At 58.4% G+C, this 20,457-nt stretch carries 20 protein-coding genes; 13 read left to right on the top strand and 7 right to left on the bottom strand.

The window, feature by feature from the left end; translation table 11 throughout:
• The first annotated feature begins 83 nt into the window (after positions 1-83).
• A complete protein-coding gene (radC, locus tag LOY28_RS28855) occupies positions 84-758 on the top strand; it encodes a RadC family protein (protein WP_086944350.1) in 675 nt (224 codons plus the stop codon).
• A gap of 64 nt (positions 759-822) precedes the next feature.
• Here radC and LOY28_RS28850 read toward each other — a convergent pair whose 3' ends face one another.
• Positions 823-2,409 carry an ABC transporter substrate-binding protein gene (locus LOY28_RS28850; protein WP_258612838.1) on the bottom strand — a complete coding sequence of 529 codons (1,587 nt, stop codon included), beginning with the start codon at positions 2,407-2,409 and terminating at the stop codon, positions 823-825.
• Between the two features lie 446 nt (positions 2,410-2,855).
• Here LOY28_RS28850 and rpmB point away from each other — a divergent pair, with 446 nt between their 5' ends.
• Both rpmB and rpmG read left to right on the top strand, forming a co-directional pair.
• Complete coding sequence (gene rpmB, locus LOY28_RS28845) at positions 2,856-3,089, top strand: 50S ribosomal protein L28 (protein ID WP_018927492.1); 234 nt, start codon at positions 2,856-2,858, stop codon at positions 3,087-3,089.
• Positions 3,090-3,100: 11 nt separating this feature from the next.
• Positions 3,101-3,256, top strand: coding sequence for a 50S ribosomal protein L33 (gene rpmG, locus LOY28_RS28840; protein ID WP_003177274.1), 156 nt, complete (start codon positions 3,101-3,103; stop codon positions 3,254-3,256).
• An 84-nt stretch (positions 3,257-3,340) separates the two neighbouring features.
• On the opposite strand, the gene LOY28_RS28835 is transcribed toward rpmG, so the two are convergent.
• On the bottom strand, positions 3,341-3,703 hold the full coding sequence (locus LOY28_RS28835; RefSeq protein ID WP_018927493.1) for a cupin domain-containing protein: 363 nt from the start codon (positions 3,701-3,703) through the stop codon (positions 3,341-3,343).
• A gap of 236 nt (positions 3,704-3,939) precedes the next feature.
• On the opposite strand from LOY28_RS28835, the gene LOY28_RS28830 reads away from it, so the two are divergent.
• Both LOY28_RS28830 and LOY28_RS28825 read left to right on the top strand, forming a co-directional pair.
• On the top strand, positions 3,940-5,433 hold the full coding sequence (locus LOY28_RS28830; protein ID WP_086944351.1) for an aldehyde dehydrogenase: 1,494 nt from the start codon (positions 3,940-3,942) through the stop codon (positions 5,431-5,433).
• Between the two features lie 189 nt (positions 5,434-5,622).
• Complete coding sequence (locus tag LOY28_RS28825; RefSeq protein ID WP_019650101.1) at positions 5,623-6,768, top strand: MFS transporter; 1,146 nt, start codon at positions 5,623-5,625, stop codon at positions 6,766-6,768.
• Between the two features lie 167 nt (positions 6,769-6,935).
• On the opposite strand, the gene LOY28_RS28820 is transcribed toward LOY28_RS28825, so the two are convergent.
• Complete coding sequence (locus LOY28_RS28820; protein WP_018927496.1) at positions 6,936-8,507, bottom strand: phospholipase D family protein; 1,572 nt, start codon at positions 8,505-8,507, stop codon at positions 6,936-6,938.
• 56 nt (positions 8,508-8,563) lie between these two features.
• Positions 8,564-9,985, bottom strand: a complete 1,422-nt coding sequence (locus LOY28_RS28815; RefSeq protein WP_018927497.1) for a PLP-dependent aminotransferase family protein — start codon at positions 9,983-9,985, stop codon at positions 8,564-8,566.
• 179 nt (positions 9,986-10,164) lie between these two features.
• Here LOY28_RS28815 and LOY28_RS28810 point away from each other — a divergent pair, with 179 nt between their 5' ends.
• Complete coding sequence (locus tag LOY28_RS28810; protein ID WP_018927498.1) at positions 10,165-10,410, top strand: DUF1127 domain-containing protein; 246 nt, start codon at positions 10,165-10,167, stop codon at positions 10,408-10,410.
• A gap of 51 nt (positions 10,411-10,461) precedes the next feature.
• On the opposite strand, the gene LOY28_RS28805 is transcribed toward LOY28_RS28810, so the two are convergent.
• Positions 10,462-11,775, bottom strand: coding sequence for an FAD-binding oxidoreductase (locus LOY28_RS28805; protein ID WP_258612837.1), 1,314 nt, complete (start codon positions 11,773-11,775; stop codon positions 10,462-10,464).
• Positions 11,776-11,923: 148 nt separating this feature from the next.
• On the opposite strand from LOY28_RS28805, the gene LOY28_RS28800 reads away from it, so the two are divergent.
• A complete protein-coding gene (locus LOY28_RS28800) occupies positions 11,924-12,277 on the top strand; it encodes a YkgJ family cysteine cluster protein (protein ID WP_007934627.1) in 354 nt (117 codons plus the stop codon).
• Positions 12,278-12,280: 3 nt separating this feature from the next.
• Here LOY28_RS28800 and LOY28_RS28795 read toward each other — a convergent pair whose 3' ends face one another.
• Positions 12,281-12,769, bottom strand: coding sequence for an Lrp/AsnC ligand binding domain-containing protein (locus LOY28_RS28795; RefSeq protein ID WP_003177284.1), 489 nt, complete (start codon positions 12,767-12,769; stop codon positions 12,281-12,283).
• Positions 12,770-12,925: 156 nt separating this feature from the next.
• Between LOY28_RS28795 and dadA the strand changes: the two genes are divergently transcribed.
• From dadA to LOY28_RS28765, 6 genes are all read left to right on the top strand, one after another.
• Positions 12,926-14,230, top strand: a complete 1,305-nt coding sequence (gene dadA, locus LOY28_RS28790) for a D-amino acid dehydrogenase (RefSeq protein WP_064621369.1) — start codon at positions 12,926-12,928, stop codon at positions 14,228-14,230.
• Complete coding sequence (locus LOY28_RS28785; protein ID WP_018927502.1) at positions 14,202-14,555, top strand: RidA family protein; 354 nt, start codon at positions 14,202-14,204, stop codon at positions 14,553-14,555. Before dadA ends, LOY28_RS28785 begins: the two co-directional genes overlap by 29 nt.
• Before the next feature lie 111 nt (positions 14,556-14,666).
• On the top strand, positions 14,667-15,740 hold the full coding sequence (alr, locus tag LOY28_RS28780; RefSeq protein ID WP_018927503.1) for an alanine racemase: 1,074 nt from the start codon (positions 14,667-14,669) through the stop codon (positions 15,738-15,740).
• A 128-nt stretch (positions 15,741-15,868) separates the two neighbouring features.
• A complete protein-coding gene (locus LOY28_RS28775) occupies positions 15,869-16,417 on the top strand; it encodes a cupin domain-containing protein (protein ID WP_018927504.1) in 549 nt (182 codons plus the stop codon).
• Positions 16,418-16,587: 170 nt separating this feature from the next.
• Complete coding sequence (locus LOY28_RS28770; protein WP_081625748.1) at positions 16,588-17,016, top strand: cytochrome c5 family protein; 429 nt, start codon at positions 16,588-16,590, stop codon at positions 17,014-17,016.
• Positions 17,017-17,145: 129 nt separating this feature from the next.
• A complete protein-coding gene (locus LOY28_RS28765) occupies positions 17,146-19,068 on the top strand; it encodes an acetyl-CoA hydrolase/transferase C-terminal domain-containing protein (protein WP_258612836.1) in 1,923 nt (640 codons plus the stop codon).
• Positions 19,069-19,124: 56 nt separating this feature from the next.
• Here the strand turns inward: LOY28_RS28765 and LOY28_RS28760 are convergent, their stop codons facing one another.
• The gene (locus LOY28_RS28760) at positions 19,125-20,048 is read right to left on the bottom strand and encodes a hypothetical protein (RefSeq protein WP_258612835.1); all 924 of its coding nucleotides are present in this window, start codon (positions 20,046-20,048) and stop codon (positions 19,125-19,127) included.
• Positions 20,049-20,457 lie beyond the last annotated feature (409 nt).

Raw genomic sequence — 20,457 nt, 5'->3', positions numbered from 1 at the left:
GGTGAAATCGCCCGCAAAAAAGATGGGCTACGATATCACAGCGACCGCTACGGAACAGCGGCGCCCACTTACATGGAGGTGTTATGAGCATTCGCGATTGGCCAGCGGCGGAGCGACCGCGGGAGAGGTTACTTGAGTTGGGTTCGGCGAGTCTTTCGGACGCCGAGTTGCTAGCGATTTTTTTACGTACCGGTGTATCGGGTAAAAGTGCAGTAGATCTGGCACGACATCTGCTGAGTCAGTTTGGCAGCCTGCGTTCACTGCTCGAAGCCGATCAAACTGCGTTCAGCAGGCAATTGGGGCTCGGGCCGGCGAAATTCGCTCAGTTGCAAGCGGCACAGGAAATGGGCAGGCGGCATTTAGCCGAACGTGCGCGCCAGAAATCGGCACTGGAAAATCCGCAGGCGGTTCGTGATTACCTGAAGTCGATGCTGCGCCACGAGCCTCACGAGGTATTCGGCTGTCTGTTTTTGGATTCAAAACATCAAGTGCTGACCTTTGAAGTGCTGTTTCGCGGCTCCATCGACAGTACCAGTGTCTATCCAAGACAAGTGGTTAAACGCGCTTTGGCCCACAACGCCGCAGCGTTGATCCTCTGCCACAACCATCCGTCGGGTAACTCCAACCCCAGTCAAGCCGACCGGATGCTGACCAAGCGCCTGCAAGAAGCGCTGGACCTGATCGATGTGCGGGTGCTCGACCATTTCATCGTCGGTGATGGCGATCCGTTGTCCATGGCCGAGTACGGGTGGATGTGAAGAGGAAAGGCTAGATGAGTCACTGTGAGCGAGCCTGCTCCCACGGCTTTTGTGGTGACGCTGATTACTTGAAGTTGACCTTGGAGTAATCCTGCCGGCCAAACGGGCTGACCCGATAACCCTCGACGTCTTTGCGCGTCAGGGCAAAGGCCGTCGGGTGAGCCAGAGGCAGCCACAATGCCTGTTGCTGTATCTGCGCCTGGGCCTGTTCGTACAGCTTGGTGCGTACACCTTGCTCGCCGGTGGTCTTGCCGGCGCTGATCAGCTTGTCGAGGTCCTGGTTGCAGTAACGGGCGAAGTTGGTGCCGGATTTGACCGCCGCGCAGGAAAACTGCGGCGTGAGGAAGTTGTCCGGGTCACCGTTATCTCCGGCCCAGCCCATGAACAGCAGGTCATGCTCGCCGGCCTTGGCGCGGCGAATCAGCTCGCCCCATTCGATCACACGGATTTCGGCCTGAATGCCGATTTCCGCCAGGTCGGACTGAAGCAATTGCGCGCCGAGGCTCGGATTGGGGTTCAGCAGGCTGCCGGAAGGGCGGGTCCAGATGGTGGTCTGGAAGCCATTCTTGAGCCCGGCCTTGGCCATCAATGCCCGGGCTTTCTCGACATCATGCGGGTAGCCCGGCAAGTTTTTGGCATAGCTCCAGGTGTTGGGTGGGTAGGGCCCATTGGCAGGCTCGGCGGTGTCTTCGAATACGGCTTTGAGGTAATTGGCCTTGTCGAACGCCAGGTTGATTGCCTGGCGCACTTCCGGCTTGTCCAGCGGCGGATGTTGGCTGTTGATGCCGACGAATGCGGTCATGAAGGCGTCAGTCTTTTCCACCTTCAGGGTCGGCTCCAGCTTCGCAGCCTGCACGTCCAGCGGTTTCGGCGACAGGGCGATCTGACACTCGTTGCGGCGCAATTTCTGCAAGCGCACGTTGGCGTCCGGGGTGATCGCGAAGATCAACGGGTCCACCGATGGCTTGCCCTGGAAGTAGTCGCGGTTGGCCTTGTAGCGAATCGAGGCATCTTTCTGGAAGCGTGTGAAGATGAACGGGCCGCTACCGATCGGCTGGCTGTTGAGCTTCTCCGGAGTGCCGGCCTTCATCAGTTGCTCGGCGTACTCGGCCGAATAGATCGAGGCGAAGCCCATGGTCAGGGTCGGCAGGAACGTCGAGTCCGGGTGATCGAGGGTGAAGCGGATGGTGAGCGGGTCCAGGGCGTCGATCTTTTTGATCAGTGTCGGTAACTGCATCGACTGAGCGTGCGGGAAGCCGCTCTGGGCGATTTTGTGCCACGGGTTTGCCGGATCGAGCATGCGGTCGAAACTGAATTTCACGTCTTCGGCGGTCAAGTCGCGCGTCGGGCTGAAATACTCGGTGCGGTGAAATTTCACCTGCGGATGCAACTTGAAGACGTAGGTCAGGCCGTCGGGCGTGACGTCCCAGCTGTCCGCGAGGCTGGCGACCACTTTGCCGCTGGCCGTGTCGAAGTCCACCAGGCGGTTCATCAGCACGTCGGCCGAGGCGTTGGTGGTAGTCAACGAGTTGTATTGCACCACATCGAACCCTTCCGGGCTGGCCTCGGTGCAGACGCTCAGGGCGGCGGCATGGGCCAGGGGGCTCAGTAGAAGCGGTGCGAGCAGCAGCGGTAGGGCAGCGAGGCGCATGGTTGGATTCCTTTACAGATGAAGGCCCATCTGCAAGTGCAGTCTGGAAAAGGCTTACCCTAGTGGGCTCTTTTGCAAATGACTATCCCCTTTTTCATTTTCAGGGGAGTATGGGCGATTGTTTTCGGTGAGTGACGGTTGAGAAAAACCCTGAATTGTCCCGTTGGCCGATTCTCTGCGACGAGCGGTCGCTATCGGGCTTAGCCTTTGCCCAAGGCGCTCGGCGCCCGAAAAAACGGGTTTTTATCAACTCAATTCACACCGGTTGTTGTTGCTCTCTGGTCTTTCTGGTATAAAGCAGCGCTCTTTTCTAGGGGCCCGGTTCCTTCGTTTGTAGGTGTAGCCGGTAAGACCCTTAAAGAAACGCGGCGCCTGGCGCCAAATGACTGAGAGATTAAGCGGCCAACCCATGCCGGGTTGGGCATGTGGTTTTAGAGGGCTGAGGCATGTCGAGAGTCTGTCAAGTTACCGGTAAGGGTCCGGTGACTGGGAATAACATTTCCCACGCAAACAACAAAACCCGTCGTCGTTTCCTGCCGAACCTGCAGCATCACCGCTTCTGGGTTGAGTCCGAGAAACGTTTTGTGCGTCTGCGCGTATCTGCCAAAGGCATGCGTATCATCGACAAGCGTGGCATTGATGTCGTGCTGGCCGAAATCCGTCGCGATGGCAAGATCTAAGGGAGCTAATCATGCGTGAATTGATTCGTTTGATTTCGAGCGCCGGTACTGGTCACTTCTACACTACCGACAAGAACAAGCGCACTACTCCGGACAAAATCGAGATCAAGAAATATGATCCGGTTGTTCGTAAGCACGTGATCTACAAAGAAGGCAAAATCAAGTAATTGATTTTTCCTCCTTACGAAAAAGGCCCGTATCGCGAGATACGGGCCTTTTTTGTTGTCTGTCGGTTCAAGCGGCACAAACCCTCAAGCCTTCTGTTCGAACACCACATAAATCTTGCGGCACGGCTCCAGCACTTCCCAGGTGCCTTTGAAACCGGCCGGAATCACGAAGCGATCGCCCACGCGCAGGGTCTTGGCGCCGCCGTTGTCATCGCGCAGCACTGACACCCCCTGAACGATTTCGCAGTATTCGTGTTCGGTGTAGTTCACCCGCCACTGACCGACTTCGCCTTCCCAGACACCTGCACTCATCTGGCCGCACGGGCTGTTGTAGTGGTTGTACACCGTTTGTTCGGGGTCGCCCTTGAGGACTTTGGCCGGGTCTGGCCGATAGCGATCGGGCTGGGTGGTGGCCTGACTGAAATCGACGATATCCTGAATGCTCATGTTGGTATTCCCACGTGATTGCGGCGCGACTGACTGGAAAGTTGAAAGTCTATGTTTATTAAAATGAACATCGCAAGGCCATTTAACGGTCCTTTGTCAAATATATTGAAACTTCACCCGCCGCTGGTTTAGGGTAACGGTTGCCTTGAGCCGAAAAGCAGGCTGGCCGGGCAGAATTCCTGACAGCACCCGCGAAGAGCGCGGGCGCTCGTATTCAATAAGAGGAGGACACTCGTATGACCACCCTGACTCGTGCCGACTGGGAACAACGGGCTCGCGATCTGAAGATCGAAGGCCGTGCCTACATCAATGGCGAATACACCGATGCAGTCTCCGGTGAAACGTTCGAGTGCATCAGCCCTGTCGATGGCCGTCTGCTGGGCAAGATTGCCAGCTGTGACGCCGCCGACGCCCAGCGCGCCGTGGAAAACGCTCGCGCCACGTTCAATTCCGGCGCCTGGTCGCGCCTGGCGCCGACCAAGCGCAAAGCCACCATGATTCGTTTTGCCGGCTTGCTGAAACAGCACGCCGAAGAGCTGGCCCTGCTCGAAACCCTGGACATGGGCAAGCCGATCAGCGATTCCCTGTACATCGACGTTCCTGGCGCGGCGCAAGCGCTGAGCTGGAGTGGTGAGGCCATCGACAAGCTCTACGACGAAGTCGCCGCCACCCCGCACGATCAGCTGGGGCTGGTGACTCGCGAGCCGGTCGGTGTGGTCGGTGCGATCGTGCCGTGGAACTTCCCGTTGATGATGGCCTGCTGGAAACTCGGCCCGGCGCTGTCCACCGGTAACTCAGTGATCCTCAAGCCTTCGGAAAAATCGCCGCTGACGGCTATTCGTATTGCAGCGCTGGCAGTTGAAGCCGGCATCCCGAAAGGTGTGCTGAACGTGCTGCCGGGTTACGGTCATACCGTCGGCAAGGCCCTGGCCTTGCACAATGATGTCGACACCTTGGTGTTCACCGGTTCGACCAAGATCGCCAAGCAACTGCTGATCTACTCCGGCGAATCGAACATGAAGCGTGTCTGGCTCGAAGCCGGTGGCAAGAGCCCGAACATCGTGTTCGCCGATGCGCCGGACCTGCAAGCCGCCGCCGAGTCGGCTGCCAGCGCTATTGCCTTCAACCAGGGCGAAGTCTGCACCGCCGGTTCGCGCTTGCTGGTCGAGCGTTCGATCAAAGACAAATTCCTGCCGCTGGTAATCGAAGCCCTCAAGGCCTGGAAGCCAGGCAATCCGCTGGACCCGGCGACCAACGTCGGTGCGCTGGTGGATACCCAGCAGATGAACACCGTGCTGTCCTACATCGAATCCGGTCACACCGATGGCGCCAAACTGGTGGCTGGTGGCAAGCGTATTCTTCAGGAAACCGGGGGCACCTACGTCGAGCCGACGATTTTCGACGGTGTCAGCAACGCGATGAAAATTGCCCAGGAAGAAATCTTTGGCCCGGTGTTGTCGGTGATCACTTTCGATACCGCCGAAGAAGCCGTTGCGATTGCCAACGACACGCCGTACGGCCTCGCGGCTGCGGTATGGACCACGGACATCTCGAAGGCTCACCTCACCGCCAAGGCTTTGCGCGCCGGCAGTGTGTGGGTCAACCAGTACGACGGCGGCGATATGACTGCGCCGTTCGGTGGCTTCAAACAGTCCGGCAACGGTCGCGACAAGTCGCTGCATGCGTTCGACAAGTACACCGAGCTGAAGGCGACCTGGATCAAGTTGTAAGCCTGTGTGGAGCCCGATCGAACATCGGGCTCCCGAGCGACACAGATCCCCTGTGGGAGCGGGCTTGCTCGCGAAGGCGCCGTAACAGCCAACGATGATGTTGGATGTGATGGCCTCTTCGCGAGCAAGCCCGCTCCCACATTTACTTTGTGCGGCCAGTAAAAATAACAATCCACAGGAGCGTGGAACATGCGTTGGGCGACTTATTTCGCCGTCTTGGCGTCTGTCTTGAGTGTCGGCCTGGCCCTGGGCGTCAGCATGCCGTTAGTGTCGCTGCGCCTGGAAGGCTGGGGTTACGGCTCGTTCGCGATTGGCGTGATGGCGGCGATGCCGGCCATTGGCGTGTTGCTGGGGGCGAAGATCTCCAGCCATCTCGCGGCCCGTCTTGGCACGGCCAATCTGATGCGCCTGTGCCTGTGGGCCGGGGCGGTGTCCATCGGCTTGCTGGCGCTATGGCCGAGCTACCCGATCTGGCTGGTGCTGCGGTTGATGATCGGGGTGATCCTGACACTCGTCTTCATCCTTGGTGAAAGCTGGATCAACCAACTGGTGGTCGAGCAATGGCGCGGCCGATTGGTAGCGCTGTATGGCAGCAGTTATGCGCTGAGTCAGCTGGCCGGGCCGCTACTGTTGGGGGCGTTGGGCACCGAGCACGATTACGGTTTCTGGGTGGGCGTCGGTTTGCTGATGACGTCACCGTTCCTGCTGCTGGGCCGTAGCGGAGCGCCCACCAGTGAGGCCTGCAGCGTGACCCTCAACGATTTGCTGAACTTCTGCCGCGGCCTGCCGGCAATTGCCTGGGCGGTGTCGCTGTTTGCTGCGTTCGAAGCGATGATCCTGACCTTGTTGCCGGTCTACTGCCTGCGTCAGGGCTTCACCACGGAAATCGCCCTGGCGATGGTCAGTACGGTGGTGGTGGGGGATGCCTTGCTGCAATTGCCGATTGGTGCGCTGGCTGATCGCTTGTCGCGGCGTACATTGTTTACCGGCTGCGCGATGCTCTTGCTGCTGTCGAGCCTGGCGATTCCATTGCTGATCGATACGTTGCTGATCTGGCCGCTGTGGGTGTTGTTTGGCGCCAGCGCTGGCGGTCTGTTCACCTTGTCGCTGATCCTGATCGGTGAGCGTTATCGCGACGATGCGCTGGTGCGGGCCAATGCCCATATCGCGCAGCTGTGGGGGATCGGTTGCCTGATCGGGCCGTTGGCGGCCGGTGCCGGGAGCCAGTGGATCAGCGGGCATGCCTTGCCGTTGCTGATGGCGGCGGGCGCGTTGGGGTTGGTGATTCTGGTATCGCGGCAAGGGGCGTTTGGAGTGGTTGCCGAGCCGGCCTGAGCGCTGCACAAAACCTGTGGCGAGGGAGCTTGCTCCCGCTGGGGCGCGCAGCGGCCCTAAATCATGTGCTGTCGCTTACTCAGGTGGAGCGTGGACGTCGATTTGCGACTGCTGCGCAGCCGAGCGGGAGCAAGCTCCCTCGCCACAATTTATCACCAGACTCCTGACTACAGCATTTTCTCCAGGCCAATCGTACTGCTGAACCACGAATTGAAATGCCGCCACCAGCTCCCCGGTTCCTTGGTCAATGTGTGCTGCTTACCGTCGTCTTCGGTGATCCAGACTATCTGACCCTTTTCCAGTCGCGCGTGATAGCTGAGAGCCGGGGCCATACCCTCCAGCGCCAGTTCGCGCACACGCTCGGCAAGTTCCGGGTTGTCCACCAGCACCCCGACTTCGGTGTTCCAGAGCACCGAGCGCGGGTCGAAATTGAATGAGCCGATGAAGGCTTTTTGTCGGTCGAAGATCATGGCCTTGCTGTGCAGGCTGGAATCGGAGCTTTGGTTGGATGATCCTCTGTGAAACAGGCTCGGTCCGCTGCCGCCGTTGTCCCCGGGCTGGCGGCGTAATTCGAACAGCTGCACGCCATGCTCCAGCAAGGCTTTGCGATAAGGCGCATACCCACCATGCACGGCAGGAACATCGGTGGCTTCCAGTGAGTTGGTCAGCAAACTGACCGACACCCCGGCATCGGCGCGACCGGTCAGGTACACCAGTCCCGGTTGGCCGGGTACGACGTAGGCCGAGATCATGATCAGCTCTTTGCTGACCCCGTTGAGTTCAGGCGCCAACTGGGTGGTCAGCAGCAAGTGCGGATCAGGTTCTCCGTCGGACAACACCTTGCTCGGTGCGTCCCATAGCGCCTTGTTCCAGGCCCAGATCAATTCCTGCCGCCAAACGTCCATGCGTGGATGAGTGGTGTAGGTCATCAACTGCAGATAGAGCGCGTGGTTCTGTTTGCGCGTTTCTTCCAGGGATTCGTCCAGGCGGGTCCGGGTATTTCTCAGGTCCCTGGCGCTCGGCCTGCTTGAGAGAAACTGCTCGATCGGCTTGCTCAGGGCGCTGTTCCAGTATTGGTCGAAGCTGTGTCCCAACTGCTCTGCAACCGGGCCGACACTGAGCATGTCGATGTCGGTGAAATTCAGTTTGGGCTCGGCATCGAAATACTCATCCCCCAGGTTGCGCCCGCCCACGATTGCCACGCTATTGTCCGCCACCCACAGTTTGTTGTGCATGCGGCGATGTTGCTGCGACAGGTTGAACAGCCGGCCCATGGTACGCGTCACGACGGTGCTGCGGCCCAGGTGCAGCGGGTTGAAGACGCGGATCTGAATCTTCGGATGGACAGCGAGGGTTGCGATGATCTGGTCCAGGCCATCGCTGGTGGTGTCGTCGAGCAGAATCCGCACCCGCACGCCTCGGTCGGCGGCTTTGAGCAGCTCGCTGATCAGTATCCGTGTGCTGATGCCGTCATGGACGATGTAATACTGCAAATCGAGGCTGCTTTGGGCATTTCGAATCAGCTCGGCGCGGGCGGTGAAGGCCTCGGTGCTATCGGATAGCAAGCGGAAGCCCGACTGACCCTGGTGGGGAGCGGCCTGGGCCTGGATCGAGCGGCCGAAAGCAGAGTCGGTCGCCGGCAGGGCCTGGCTCGGTTCGCGAGGGACGTGGAGCGTCGTGCAGCCACCCAGGAACGAGGCGAGTAACAGCAGAGCAAGCAGGGGCTGTCTGATTCTCACGGCGCATATTCCGGATGGTGGCGGATAGCATATGGACGCCGTATCCCGAAGAAAGGTCAGTCGGTTTCCGCCAGCAGTTTGATTGCTGTCGCACCGACCTTGCGCACAGCTTCTTCAATCTGCGGGGTCGTTTTGGCAGCGTAGTTCATCCGCAGGCAATTACGGTATTTGCCCGAGGCGGAAAAGATACTGCCCACGGCAATCTGTACGCCCTGATCATGCAGTGCACGATTGAGTTTCAGGGTGTCGAAGCCCTCCGGCAGCTCAACCCACAGCATGAAGCTGCCTTGCGGACGGCTGGCGCGGGTGCCGGCCGGGAAATAACGGGTGACCCAATCGATCATCGCGTCGCGATTGCGCTGGTATTGCATCCGCATCCGCCGCAAATGCGGTTCGAAGTGCCCGGCCTTGAGAAATTCGGCAATTGCAATCTGTGGTTGCGTCGCGGTGGAGCCGGTGCTGATGTACTTCATGTGCAGCACGCGCTCCAGATACCGGCCCGGCGCGACCCAGCCAATGCGCAGGCCCGGTGCCAGGGTCTTGGAAAAGGAACTGCAGAGCAGGACGCGGCCGTCTTCGTCGAAGGATTTGATCGTGCGCGGGCGGGGGTAGGTGTAGGCCAGTTCGCCATACACATCGTCCTCGATAATCGCCACGTCGAAACGCTGTGCGAGGTTCAACAGCGCACGTTTGCGTGACTCCGGCATGATGTAGCCCAGCGGGTTGTTACAGTTGGGGGTCAACTGTATGGCTTTGATCGGCCATTGCTCCAACGCCAGTTCCAACGCTTCGAGGCTGATGCCGGTGAGCGGGTCGGTGGGGATTTCCAGCGCTTTCATGCCCAGGCCCTTGAGGGTCTGCATGGCGCCGTGAAAGCTTGGCGAATCCACTGCGACGATGTCACCCGGTCCGCAGATGGCGCGGATGCTGGTCGACAGCGCTTCGTGGCAACCGGTAGTGATCACCAGATCGTTGGCGCTCAATTGGCAGCCGGAATCGAGCATCAGGCGGGCGATTTGTTCGCGCAGTTCGAGGGTGCCGCAGATGTTGTCGTAATACAGGCCTCGCATGTCCTGCTGGCGGCTGATACGTGCCAGGTTGCGCAGCAGCGGTTTCATGGTCGGCGAGGTGATGTCCGGCATACCGCGGCCCAACTGCACGACATCCTTGCGCGGCACGGCGCGGATCAGTTCCAGCACCTGATCCCACTGTGAAATATCCACCGGTCGTTGGGCTGGGCGGCCGACCACGGGTAGCTCCGGCAGTTCGCGGCTCACCGGTACGAAATAGCCGGATTTGGGTTTGGGCATCGCCAGGCCTACGTCTTCCAGCACTCGATAGGCCTGTTGCACCGTGCTCAGGCTGACCCCGTGCTCGACACTCAGCGCCCGCACCGAGGGCAGCCGGTCACCGGGGCGATAGAAGCCCTGTTCGATACGTGTGCCGAGCAACTCGGCGAGGTTGACGTAAAGGGTCATGGTGCAGTCTCGATGTGGGTGAGTCGGTTAACCAATACAGATGGGGCAAAAATAAGCGATTCAGAGGCCGAAACAGAAAAACTGTATGGAATTAATACTGCCCTGTTGAATCTGTAATGCTTTTTGCCGTCCGCGCATCATGAAAGCTCTGGCTACCCAAGTAAACAGGAGCGACGAAAATGAACGGCTTGAGCGATGTGCGGCTGACGTTACACAGTCAGGAACTGGCAGCAGGGCAACAGAACGGCGCGCGCGAGGCAATTATGCGCAACGCACCGTCCTGCCTGGGTCGCTGGGGTCTGTTCTGGCATCGTCTGCACACGCGTAAGGCGTTGTTGGAGCTGACGCCGGAGCAACTCAAGGATGTCGGGTTGAGTCGGGAGCAGGCGCGGGAGGAGGGGCTTAAACCTTTCTGGCATCTGTGAGATGAACCGCGATCCCTTGCAGGTGCAGCCTTCGGCAGCTCCTGCAAGGGTTCAGGTCAGTTCTTTAAGACGATGCCAAAGCATTCCCAACGCCAACAACGGCGAGCGCAAATGTTTGCCGCCTGGAAAGGTAATGTGCGGCACCTTGGCAAACAGATCGAAACCACCACTGTGCTGGCCGCTGATGGCCTCAGCCAACAACTTGCCTGCCAGGTGCGTGGCGTTTACGCCATGACCAGAATAGGCCTGGGCGTAATACACATTCGGTTGCTCCTTGAGCCGGCCGATCTGCGGCAGGCGATTAGCCCCGATGCCGATCATCCCGCCCCACTGATAGTCGATTTTCACCCCGGCCAGTTGCGGGAACACCGCCAGCATCTTCGGACGCATGTATGCGGCGATGTCTTTCGGATCGCGTCCTGAATAATGGCAGGCGCCGCCGAACAGCAGGCGGCGGTCCGCCGAGAGTCGGTAATAATCCAGCGCTACCCGTTGATCGCAGACCGCCATGTTCTGCGGCAGCAGCGCGTGAGCTTGCTCTTCACTCAAGGGTTCGGTGGCGATGATGTAACTGCCGGCGGGCAGCACCTTGCCGCCAAGTTGCGGGTTGAGATCGTTGAGGTAGGCGTTGCAGCCCAGCACCAGGGTCTTGGCGCGGACCGAGCCCCGGGCGGTGTGGACCTTGACCTCGCGGCCATAATCGATGCGGGTTACAGCCGATTGCTCAAACAGTTTGGCGCCCAATTGCCGGGCTGCGGCCGCTTCGCCCAGTGCCAGGTTCAGTGGGTGCAGATGCCCGGAGCCCATGTCGATCAAACCACCGACATAGCGATCGGAACCCACCACGCTGTGCATTTCGTTGGCTTGCAGCAGACGGGTTTCGTAACGGTAACCGAGGCTGCGCAGCTCGCTGGCGTCTTCAGCGAAGCCTTCCAGGTCATGGGCCTTGTTGGCGAGGTCGCAGTAGCCCCAGGTCAGGTCGCAAGCGATCTGAAAGCGCTCGATTCGCTGGCGGACGATTTCCACCGCTTCCAGGCCCATCAGTTTCATCTGACGCACGCCGTCTGCACCGATCACATTGGCGAACTGATCGAGGCCATGGCCGACGCCGCGAATCAATTGCCCGCCATTACGTCCGCTGGCGCCCCAACCGATCTTGTGCGCTTCAAGGAGCACCACGCGCAAGCCTCGTTCAGCCAGTTCCAGCGCGGTGTTCAGCCCCGAGAATCCGCCGCCCACCACGCACACGTCTGCGACCAGCTCACCTGTGAGCGCCGGAAGGTCGGGTTGCGGCAGGCTGCTGGCGGCGTAATAAGAGGCGACGTGCCGGTGGTTAGGGGCAGGTTGCTGAACGGGGGCGTTCATGGACGTCATCCTGATGCGTGTGTTTGAAAAAGTTGACGGAGCATAAGCCGCCCCTTCGGATACGGGCAACATTGGTCGGTTGGCGCTGTCTGGATTGGGGCTTTTGCGTCAGAATCCCGGTCTATTCCGCATTCGGGTCACCGCTTCGATGAGCTGCAACAGTCAGAAAATTCGCACGCTGCGCCAGCAAATTCCCACCTTCGAGTGCGTGCCCGGCTGCCATGACTGCTGTGGGCCGGTCACCACCTCGCCCGAAGAAATGTCCCGCCTGCCGCGCAAGACCCGGGCCGAGCAGGACGCGGCGATGGACGAACTCAATTGCGTCCATCTGGGGCCCAACGGGTGCACGGTGTATGACGAGCGCCCATTGATCTGCCGTCTGTTCGGTACCACCAAGACATTGCCATGCCCCAATGGACGGCGGCCAGTGGAGCTGATTCACCCGCGGGTCGAGAAGCAGATCCACGAATACATGGCCAGTACCCGGCAGGTGTTGGTGTAGGGCTCAATCCGGAATCGGCAGACTCAAACTCTCTTTCACTTCTTCCATCACGATATAGCTCTTGGATTCGCGCACATGCGGCAACTTGAGCAGGATGTCGCCCAGCAATTTGCGGTACGAGGCCATTTCGGAAATCCGCGCTTTCACCAGGTAATCGAAGTCCCCTGACACCAAATGGCATTCAAGTACGTGGGGCAGTTTCAGCACCGCGCGTCGGAACTCTTCGAAAGTATCGCCGGATTTGTAGTCGAGACTGATCTCGACGAACACCAACAGACTACCCTTCAAGTGCTGCGGATTCAGCCGGGCGTTGTAGCCCATGATGATCCCTTCGCGCTCCAGGCGCCGTACCCGTTCAGTGCAGGGGGTGGTGGAGAGGCCGACCTTTTCCCCCAGTTCGGTGAAGGAGATACGCCCGTCCGCTTGCAGGATCCGCAGGATGTTGCGGTCGATCTTGTCCAGCTCACGTTTGGTCTGAGTGTTGGTCCGCATAGGGGATGCGCCTCCGTGAAAAGGGTTTTTGCCGAGAATTGTCGCCAAATATAAGCACTTATATAGTGAAAAGCACTGGCTAATCTTTTTTAAACTGCCCACATCTTCGGTCTGCACAATAAACGTCAGCGGTAAGCCGCGATGAGGGATATGAAAATGCGCGTTCTGGTCTTGGGTAGCGGCGTCATCGGTACCGCCAGTGCCTATTATCTGGCACGAGCCGGCTTTGAAGTGACGGTTGTGGACCGTCAGCCAGCGCCGGCCATGGAAACCAGTTTCGCCAACGCCGGGCAGGTTTCGCCGGGTTATGCCTCACCGTGGGCCGCACCGGGCGTGCCGCTCAAAGCCATCAAGTGGCTGTTGCAGCGTCACGCGCCATTGGCGATCAAGGCCACTGCTAATATCGACCAATACCTGTGGATGGCGCAGATGCTGCGCAACTGCACCGCCAGCCGTTACGCGGTGAACAAGGAGCGCATGGTGCGTCTGTCCGAGTACAGCCGCGACTGCCTCGACGAATTGCGCGCCGAAACCGGCATTGCCTACGAAGGCCGTAGCCTGGGGACTACCCAGCTGTTCCGCACCCAGGCGCAGCTCGATGGCGCCGCCAAAGACATCGCCGTGCTGAAAGAGTCCGGTGTGCCGTTCGAACTGCTCGACCGTGCCGGCATTGCCCGGGTCGAACCGGCCCTGGCCAGCGTCACCGACATCCTCGCCGGTGCCTTGCGCCTGCCGAACGACCAGACCGGCGACTGCCAGATATTCACCACCCGCCTGGCCGAAATGGCCGTGAAACTGGGTGTGGAGTTCCGTTTCGGCCAGGACATCCAGCGCCTCGACTTCGCCGGTGATCGCATCAACGGTGTGTGGATCGATGGCAAGCTGGAAACCGCCGACCGTTACGTGCTGGCTCTCGGCAGTTACTCGCCGCAGTTGCTCAAGCCGCTGGGCATCAAGGCCCCGGTGTACCCACTCAAGGGTTACTCGCTGACCGTGCCGATCACTAACCCGGCGATGGCCCCGACGTCGACCATTCTCGACGAGACCTACAAGGTCGCGATCACCCGCTTCGACAATCGCATCCGCGTCGGCGGCATGGCTGAAATCGCCGGTTTTGACCTGTCGTTGAACCCGCGCCGGCGCGAAACCCTGGAGATGATCGTCAACGACCTTTATCCTCAGGGCGGCAATCTGCCCGAAGCGAGTTTCTGGACCGGCCTGCGTCCGACCACTCCGGACGGCACGCCGATTGTCGGTGCCACACCGTTCAAAAACCTGTTCTTGAACACGGGTCACGGTACGCTCGGCTGGACCATGGCTTGTGGGTCCGGTCGTTTGCTGGCTGACCTGATGGCCAAGAGAACGCCGCAGATCAGCGCCGAAGGCCTCGATATTTCCCGTTATGGCAACACACTTAAGGAGCCTGCAAAACATGTCAATCCAGCGCCAGCTCACCAATGAGCGCATGAGCCAGATCGTTGTCCATAACGGTACTGTGTATCTGGCAGGACAGGTCGGCGACGACATGAGCGCCGGGATTGAACAGCAGACCCGTGAAGCCCTCGCCAACATCGAGCGTTTGCTGGATCTGGCCGGGACGGACAAGAACCGTTTGCTGTCGGTGACCATTTACCTGAAAGACATCGACGCGCACTTCGCAGGCATGAATTCGGTGTGGGACCAGTGGCTGCCGAAAGGCGTCGCGCCGGCCCGTGCCACGGTCGAATCGAAGCTGTGCGAACCGCAAATCCTGGTCGAGCTGTCGGTCGTTGCCGCGCTGCCATAAACGCTCTGCCGTAAATCAAGTCACAAAGATCCCTCTCCCGGCGCTGTTGGTGGTTCACGCTGTCAGCCAGCGCCGGTTTTTTTCCCAATGACCGACTAGAAGTCTGCCGCCATGCGTCCTGCCCGTGCCCTGATCGACCTTCAAGCCCTGCGTCACAACTACCGGATTGCCCGTGAAGTCACGGGTGCCCGTGCCCTCGCGGTGATCAAGGCCGATGCCTATGGCCATGGCGCGGTACGTTGCGCCCAGGCGCTGGAAGCCGAGGCGGACGGCTTTGCCGTGGCGTGTATCGAAGAGGCCCTGGAGCTGCGCGCCGCTGGTATTCGTGCGCCGGTGTTGCTGCTGGAAGGTTTTTTCGAAGCCGATGAGTTGGCGCTGATCGTCGAGCATGACTTCTGGTGTGTGGTGCATTCGTTGTGGCAACTCGAAGCCATCGAAAAAGCCACACTGAGCAAACCGATTACGGTGTGGCTCAAGCTCGACTCCGGCATGCATCGGGTTGGCCTGCATCCAGCGGATTACCAGGCAGCCTATCAACGGCTGCTGGCCAGCGGCCAAGTGGCGAAGATCGTGTTGATGAGTCACTTCGCCCGCGCCGATGAACTGCACTGCCACGCCAGCGTCGATCAGGTCGCGGTATTCGAAGCGGCGCGTAAGGGTTTGGCGGCCGAAATCAGCCTGCGTAACTCGCCGGCGGTGCTTGGTTGGCCGCAGATTCCGAGCGATTGGGTGCGCCCGGGCATCATGCTCTACGGCGCGACGCCGTTCGAAGAGGCCAATGCCGTGGCGTCTCGCCTGCAACCGGTGATGACCCTGGAATCGAAGGTGATTTGCGTGCGTGAACTGCCGGCCGGCGAGCCGATTGGTTACGGCGCGAAATTCGTCACCCCCAAGCCGATGCGTGTGGGTGTGGTGGCGATGGGGTATGCCGATGGTTATCCGCGCCAGGCACCGAGCGGCACACCGGTGCTGGTGGCCGGGCAACGCAGTCAGTTACTGGGTCGGGTATCGATGGACATGCTCTGCGTCGACCTGACCGACGTGCCGCAAGCCGGCCTCGGTTCGCCCGTCGAGCTATGGGGTAAAAATATCCTCGCCAGTGATGTCGCGACAGCCGCCGACACGATTCCTTATCAGATCTTCTGCAACCTGCGTCGGGTTCCGCTGCTCTATTCCGGGGCCTGACAAACAGCGCTCCCGACCGAAAGTCGCTTCGCCAGGCTGGATTCAGGCGCAAGTGTTGTAAATACTGAACGCTGTCGCCATGATAACGCTCAATATTCTTGCAACCTGAATCCCTGGAGGCTCCAGCATTGGACGTCGGTGAACGACTGCAATCGATCCGTAAGCTCAAAGGTCTTTCCCAGCGTGAGCTCGCCAAACGCGCGGGTGTTACCAACAGCACCATATCGATGATCGAGAAGAACAGCGTCAGCCCCTCGATCAGTTCGCTGAGGAAGGTACTGGGCGGGATTCCCATGTCCATGGTCGAGTTCTTTTCCGAAGAAATCCTGCAGGAAAAGCCGACTCAGATCGTCTACAAGGCCCACGAGCTGATCGATATTTCCGATGGCGCAGTGACCATGAAGCTCGTCGGTCGGGCTCACCCGAGCCGGGCTATCGCGTTCCTCAACGAAATCTACCCGCCAGGCGCCGACACCGGCGAGGAGATGCTCACCCACGAGGGCGAGGAAACCGGGATTCTGGTGGAAGGTCGGCTGGAACTGGTGGTAGGGCTCGAAACATTTGTGCTCGAGGCCGGCGACAGCTACTACTTTGAAAGTACCAAGCCGCACCGTTTCCGGAATCCGTTCGATGCCCCGGCGCGACTAATCAGCGCAGCCACTCCAGCGAATTTCTAAGAGACACGGCGTCGTGCCCGGATTGCACAGACGCCCATGCTGTATTCCCGCCTTGTGATAAGACCCCTTCGACTTTGGGGTTGTTTCAGTGTGGCGGGCTTACCGCTATACTTGCGCCCGCCTGCGAACCGTGGCCGCAGGCGTGACTAGCCACCATTGAGGGTGTACGCGTGAACCTAATTATGAAAATGCTGGCCGCACCAGCAACCGTATTGGCCCTTTGGGCAGTCAGCGCACAAGCTGCGACCAACGACGATATCGCTAAACGTCTTGAGCCAGTCGGCCAAGTCTGTGTGCAGGGTAAAGAATGCAAGGGGATGGAAGTCGCTGCTTCGGTTGGCGGCGGTGCGTCGAAAACGCCTGACGAAATTATTGCCAAACACTGCAATGCTTGCCATGGCACCGGCCTGTTGGGCGCACCGAAGATCGGTGATGCCGCAGACTGGAAAAAACGTGCCGATAAAGAAGGCGGCACCGCTGCTGGCTTGGCGAAGGTAGCGTTGAGCGGGCTCAATGCGATGCCACCAAAAGGCACATGCAGTGACTGCGAACTGAAAGACCTTGAAGGCGCCATCCAGAAGATGTCTGGCCTGAAATAAGCCTGTTTTCAACGAAAAGCCGCTTGTGAGCGGCTTTTTTGTGCCTGCGATTTGCCTGAGGCTATTCTTTGCAGCAAAGACCCGGCAAGCTCGGTTCAACCCAATTCATGGGTTGGGCGGGAGGATCAGATGGTGCAGTTGTGTTCTATCGAGCAGGCGGTCGATGACGTTCTGGCACGGTTGCCGGCGCATATCCATATGGGCCTGCCGCTGGGGCTGGGCAAACCCAACCACTTCGTCAACGCGCTGTATCAACGCATTGCGCAACAGCCCGAGCGGCAGCTGACGGTCTACACCGCCCTGTGTCTCGGCCGTCCGCCCTTGGGTGATGGCTTGCAAAAGCGCTTCCTCGAACCCTTCATCGAGCGGGTGTTCGGCGATTACCCGGAACTGGATTTCCTCGCCGACCTGCATCGCGACAGCCTGCCGAACAACATCCACATTCATCAGTTTTTCATGCAACCGGGCAGCCTGCTGAACAGCGCCCCGGCCCAGCAGGATTACGTCAGCAGCAATTACAGCCACGCCGCACGGGACATCAATGCCGCCGGTTTGAATCTGGTGGCGCAACTGGTCGCCAGCCACAGCGAACATCCCGATCGCTTGAGTATGAGCTGCAACCCGGACATCACCCTCGACCTGTTGCCGATGATCGCCAAGCGCCGGGCAGCGGGGGAGACGATCCTGATGGTGGGCCAGGTGCACAACGATTTGCCGTACATGCCCGGTGACGCGGAAGTCGGCATCGACACCTTCGACCTGCTGATCGACGCCAAGGACAACACCACGTTGTTCTCCACACCGAACATGCCGGTGGGTTGCCAGGATCACTTCATCGGGCTGCACGCCAGCACGCTGGTGCGCGATGGCGGCACCTTGCAGATCGGCATCGGCGCCATGGGCGATGCCCTCACAGCGGCGTTGCTGGCGCGGCAGGCTGACAGTGACGGTTACAAGGCGTTGCTGGCAGATTTGAATCTCAGCCAGTGGGCGCAGCTGATCGAGCGCGAAGGGGGCGTCGAACCGTTTGCCAAGGGCCTTTACGGTTGCAGCGAAATGTTCGTCAACGGCTTGCTGGTGCTGGCGGACGCCGGGATCGTGCGACGCAAGGTCTACCCGGATGTGCAGACCCAGCAGCAGGCGAACGCCGGGACGCTGAATGAGTCGGCGCAAACCGATGGCATCTCGGTACATGGCGGGTTTTTCCTCGGGCCGCGCAGTTTCTACGAGCGCTTGCGCGAGTTGCCGCAGAGCAAACGGCTCGAATTCAACATGACCCGCATCAGTTACATCAACGAGCTCTACGGTCAGGAAGAGCTCAAACGCTTGCAGCGCCTTGATGCGCGCTTCATCAACACTGTGTTCACCATGACGTTGCTCGGTGCGGGCGTGGCGGATCAGCTCGAAGACGGGCGGGTACTGAGCGGCGTTGGCGGGCAATACAACTTCGTCGCCCAAGGCCATGCGCTGGAAGGCGCGCGTTCGATCCTGCTCCTGCGCAGTTGGCGTGAGTCGGGCGGTGAGGTCAGTTCGAACATCGTCTGGGAATACGGCCATTGCACGATCCCACGGCATCTGCGGGACATCGTCATCACCGAGTACGGCATCGCCGATTTGCGGGGCAAGACCGACGCGGCGGTGATCGAGGCGTTGCTGAACATCAGCGACTCACGCTTCCAGCCGGGGCTGATCGAACAGGCGCAGAACGCTGGCAAATTATCGAAGCATTTTCGCCTCGATCCGCGTTTCGCCGACAACAGCCCGCAGCGTTTACAGGCCATTCAGGCCCGGCATTCGGATCTGTTTCCGGAATATCCGTTGGGCTGCGATTTCACGACGCAGGAGCGGGATTTATTGCGGGCGCTGAACTGGTTGAAGAGCAAGTTCAAGCTCACGGAGATTCTGGAATTGGGCAAGGCGGCGCTGGATGCGCCGGAGCCGGCGGAGTTTCCCGAGCATCTGGAGCGCATGCAGCTGACGAAACCCGAAGGATTGAAAGAGGATGTGTTTCAGCGGTTGCTGCTCACCGGCCTGAAGGCCACCGCGCAGTAATAGCCACCACAAAAACTTGTGGGAGATTCTATGGTTGAGGGGAAGTCCTCAATTAACTAGTGTATTGGATTTACGCTCACGGATGGACTAAGGAAGTCTATATGATAACCAGAAGACCCATCGCCAATGGCTAAGTGAACCCCGCTGATGCCTTCATTCAATTGTGAGTTGATTTTGTAATCAATATTTGACGCGATAGCCTCGTTTACCCCGATGGCGAACTCCGTCAGCTTAAGTCCACGGGAGCCAGCTGCAAGATCTAGAAGCTTTACGTGCTCCTCGTTTCTTATTTTTAGTGAGGTGATGGTGTTGTCTTTAATTGACAAGAGTGCACCTTCTTCCGATATTAGATCACTCAGCCATTTAAGTGAGGTTTTCAAGCCTTCTGGTAGTATCGGATTTGGTTTTCTAAGTACTGTCAATATTCCAGAAATTTTTAACGTGCCGGTAAAAGAAAACGGACAGGGCTCTTGTGGGTTCATATGAGCGTAATGAACTTCAAAAAACTCTGCTACGGACTGAACAAAGTCGTGAGACACGTCTTCGGCAAGTAGTGCATAAGGCTGGGCGTGCGGAAAAACTGAGACCTGCGCATCAGCGTCGTTACCAGACAGGAAAAATGACTCATTTGAATTGAGCATGTTTAACACGGATCGCTGTGTGCGTAAGGCATGTTCAAAATTACAGCTCAGCAAAAGCTTCAGGCTATAGAGCGCAGTAGCTACGGTGGGCTCGAACACTTGAGTTGCGCAGAAAACACTTCTCTTGCGTTCTGTGTTTTTTGCTAGCTCAAACGTCATTTTCGCAGCGTCATTGCTAAAAGAAAAAACAATACTATTTGTTGGTAACTTCTCTAGTTCAAAAATATTGGCCGTATTGAACCCTAAGAGTGCACATTCTCTGAGGAAGTCCTCTGAGTCCGCAATAATTGATAATTCTTCATGGCCGAAGAGTGTCGATATCATATTCGGTAGTGACATATAATTCTCCTGATTTTTCCAATGCGCGGCAAGAATGCTTGTCGCGCATTGGTATTATTTACTCTTCAGTGTGAGCCCAAGCCAACGGTGCCCACCCAAAATTATCCGGGCCAGAAGTGATCCGGTTAAGTTTTTCTTTGACATTTTTTTCGTTTTTCATCTGATCATCCTTTTTCATTTTTTGGTTTTTGCTCCCTGAGCTGCTTGGGAGTGGAATAATTAATACATAATTTTTTTGGTGTGTTAAATGGTTTGTTAGGCATTTTTTAGAATTAATTTATCTGCCAAGCTTCTCGGAGGGTTTAATTCGGTTATTTGTGTGGGGCGCATCTGTAGTCTTGTTCTGAAAATTTTATATTTTCCATTTTTTTGTTGTGGTAGATGATCTTGTGTCGTTAGGTTTATTTAT

The sequence above is a fragment of the Pseudomonas sp. B21-017 genome, assembly GCF_024749245.1.
Classification (GTDB): domain Bacteria; phylum Pseudomonadota; class Gammaproteobacteria; order Pseudomonadales; family Pseudomonadaceae; genus Aquipseudomonas.
The sequence above is the reverse complement of the archived record's forward strand: the minus strand, read 5'-3'. Positions and strand labels throughout refer to the sequence as shown.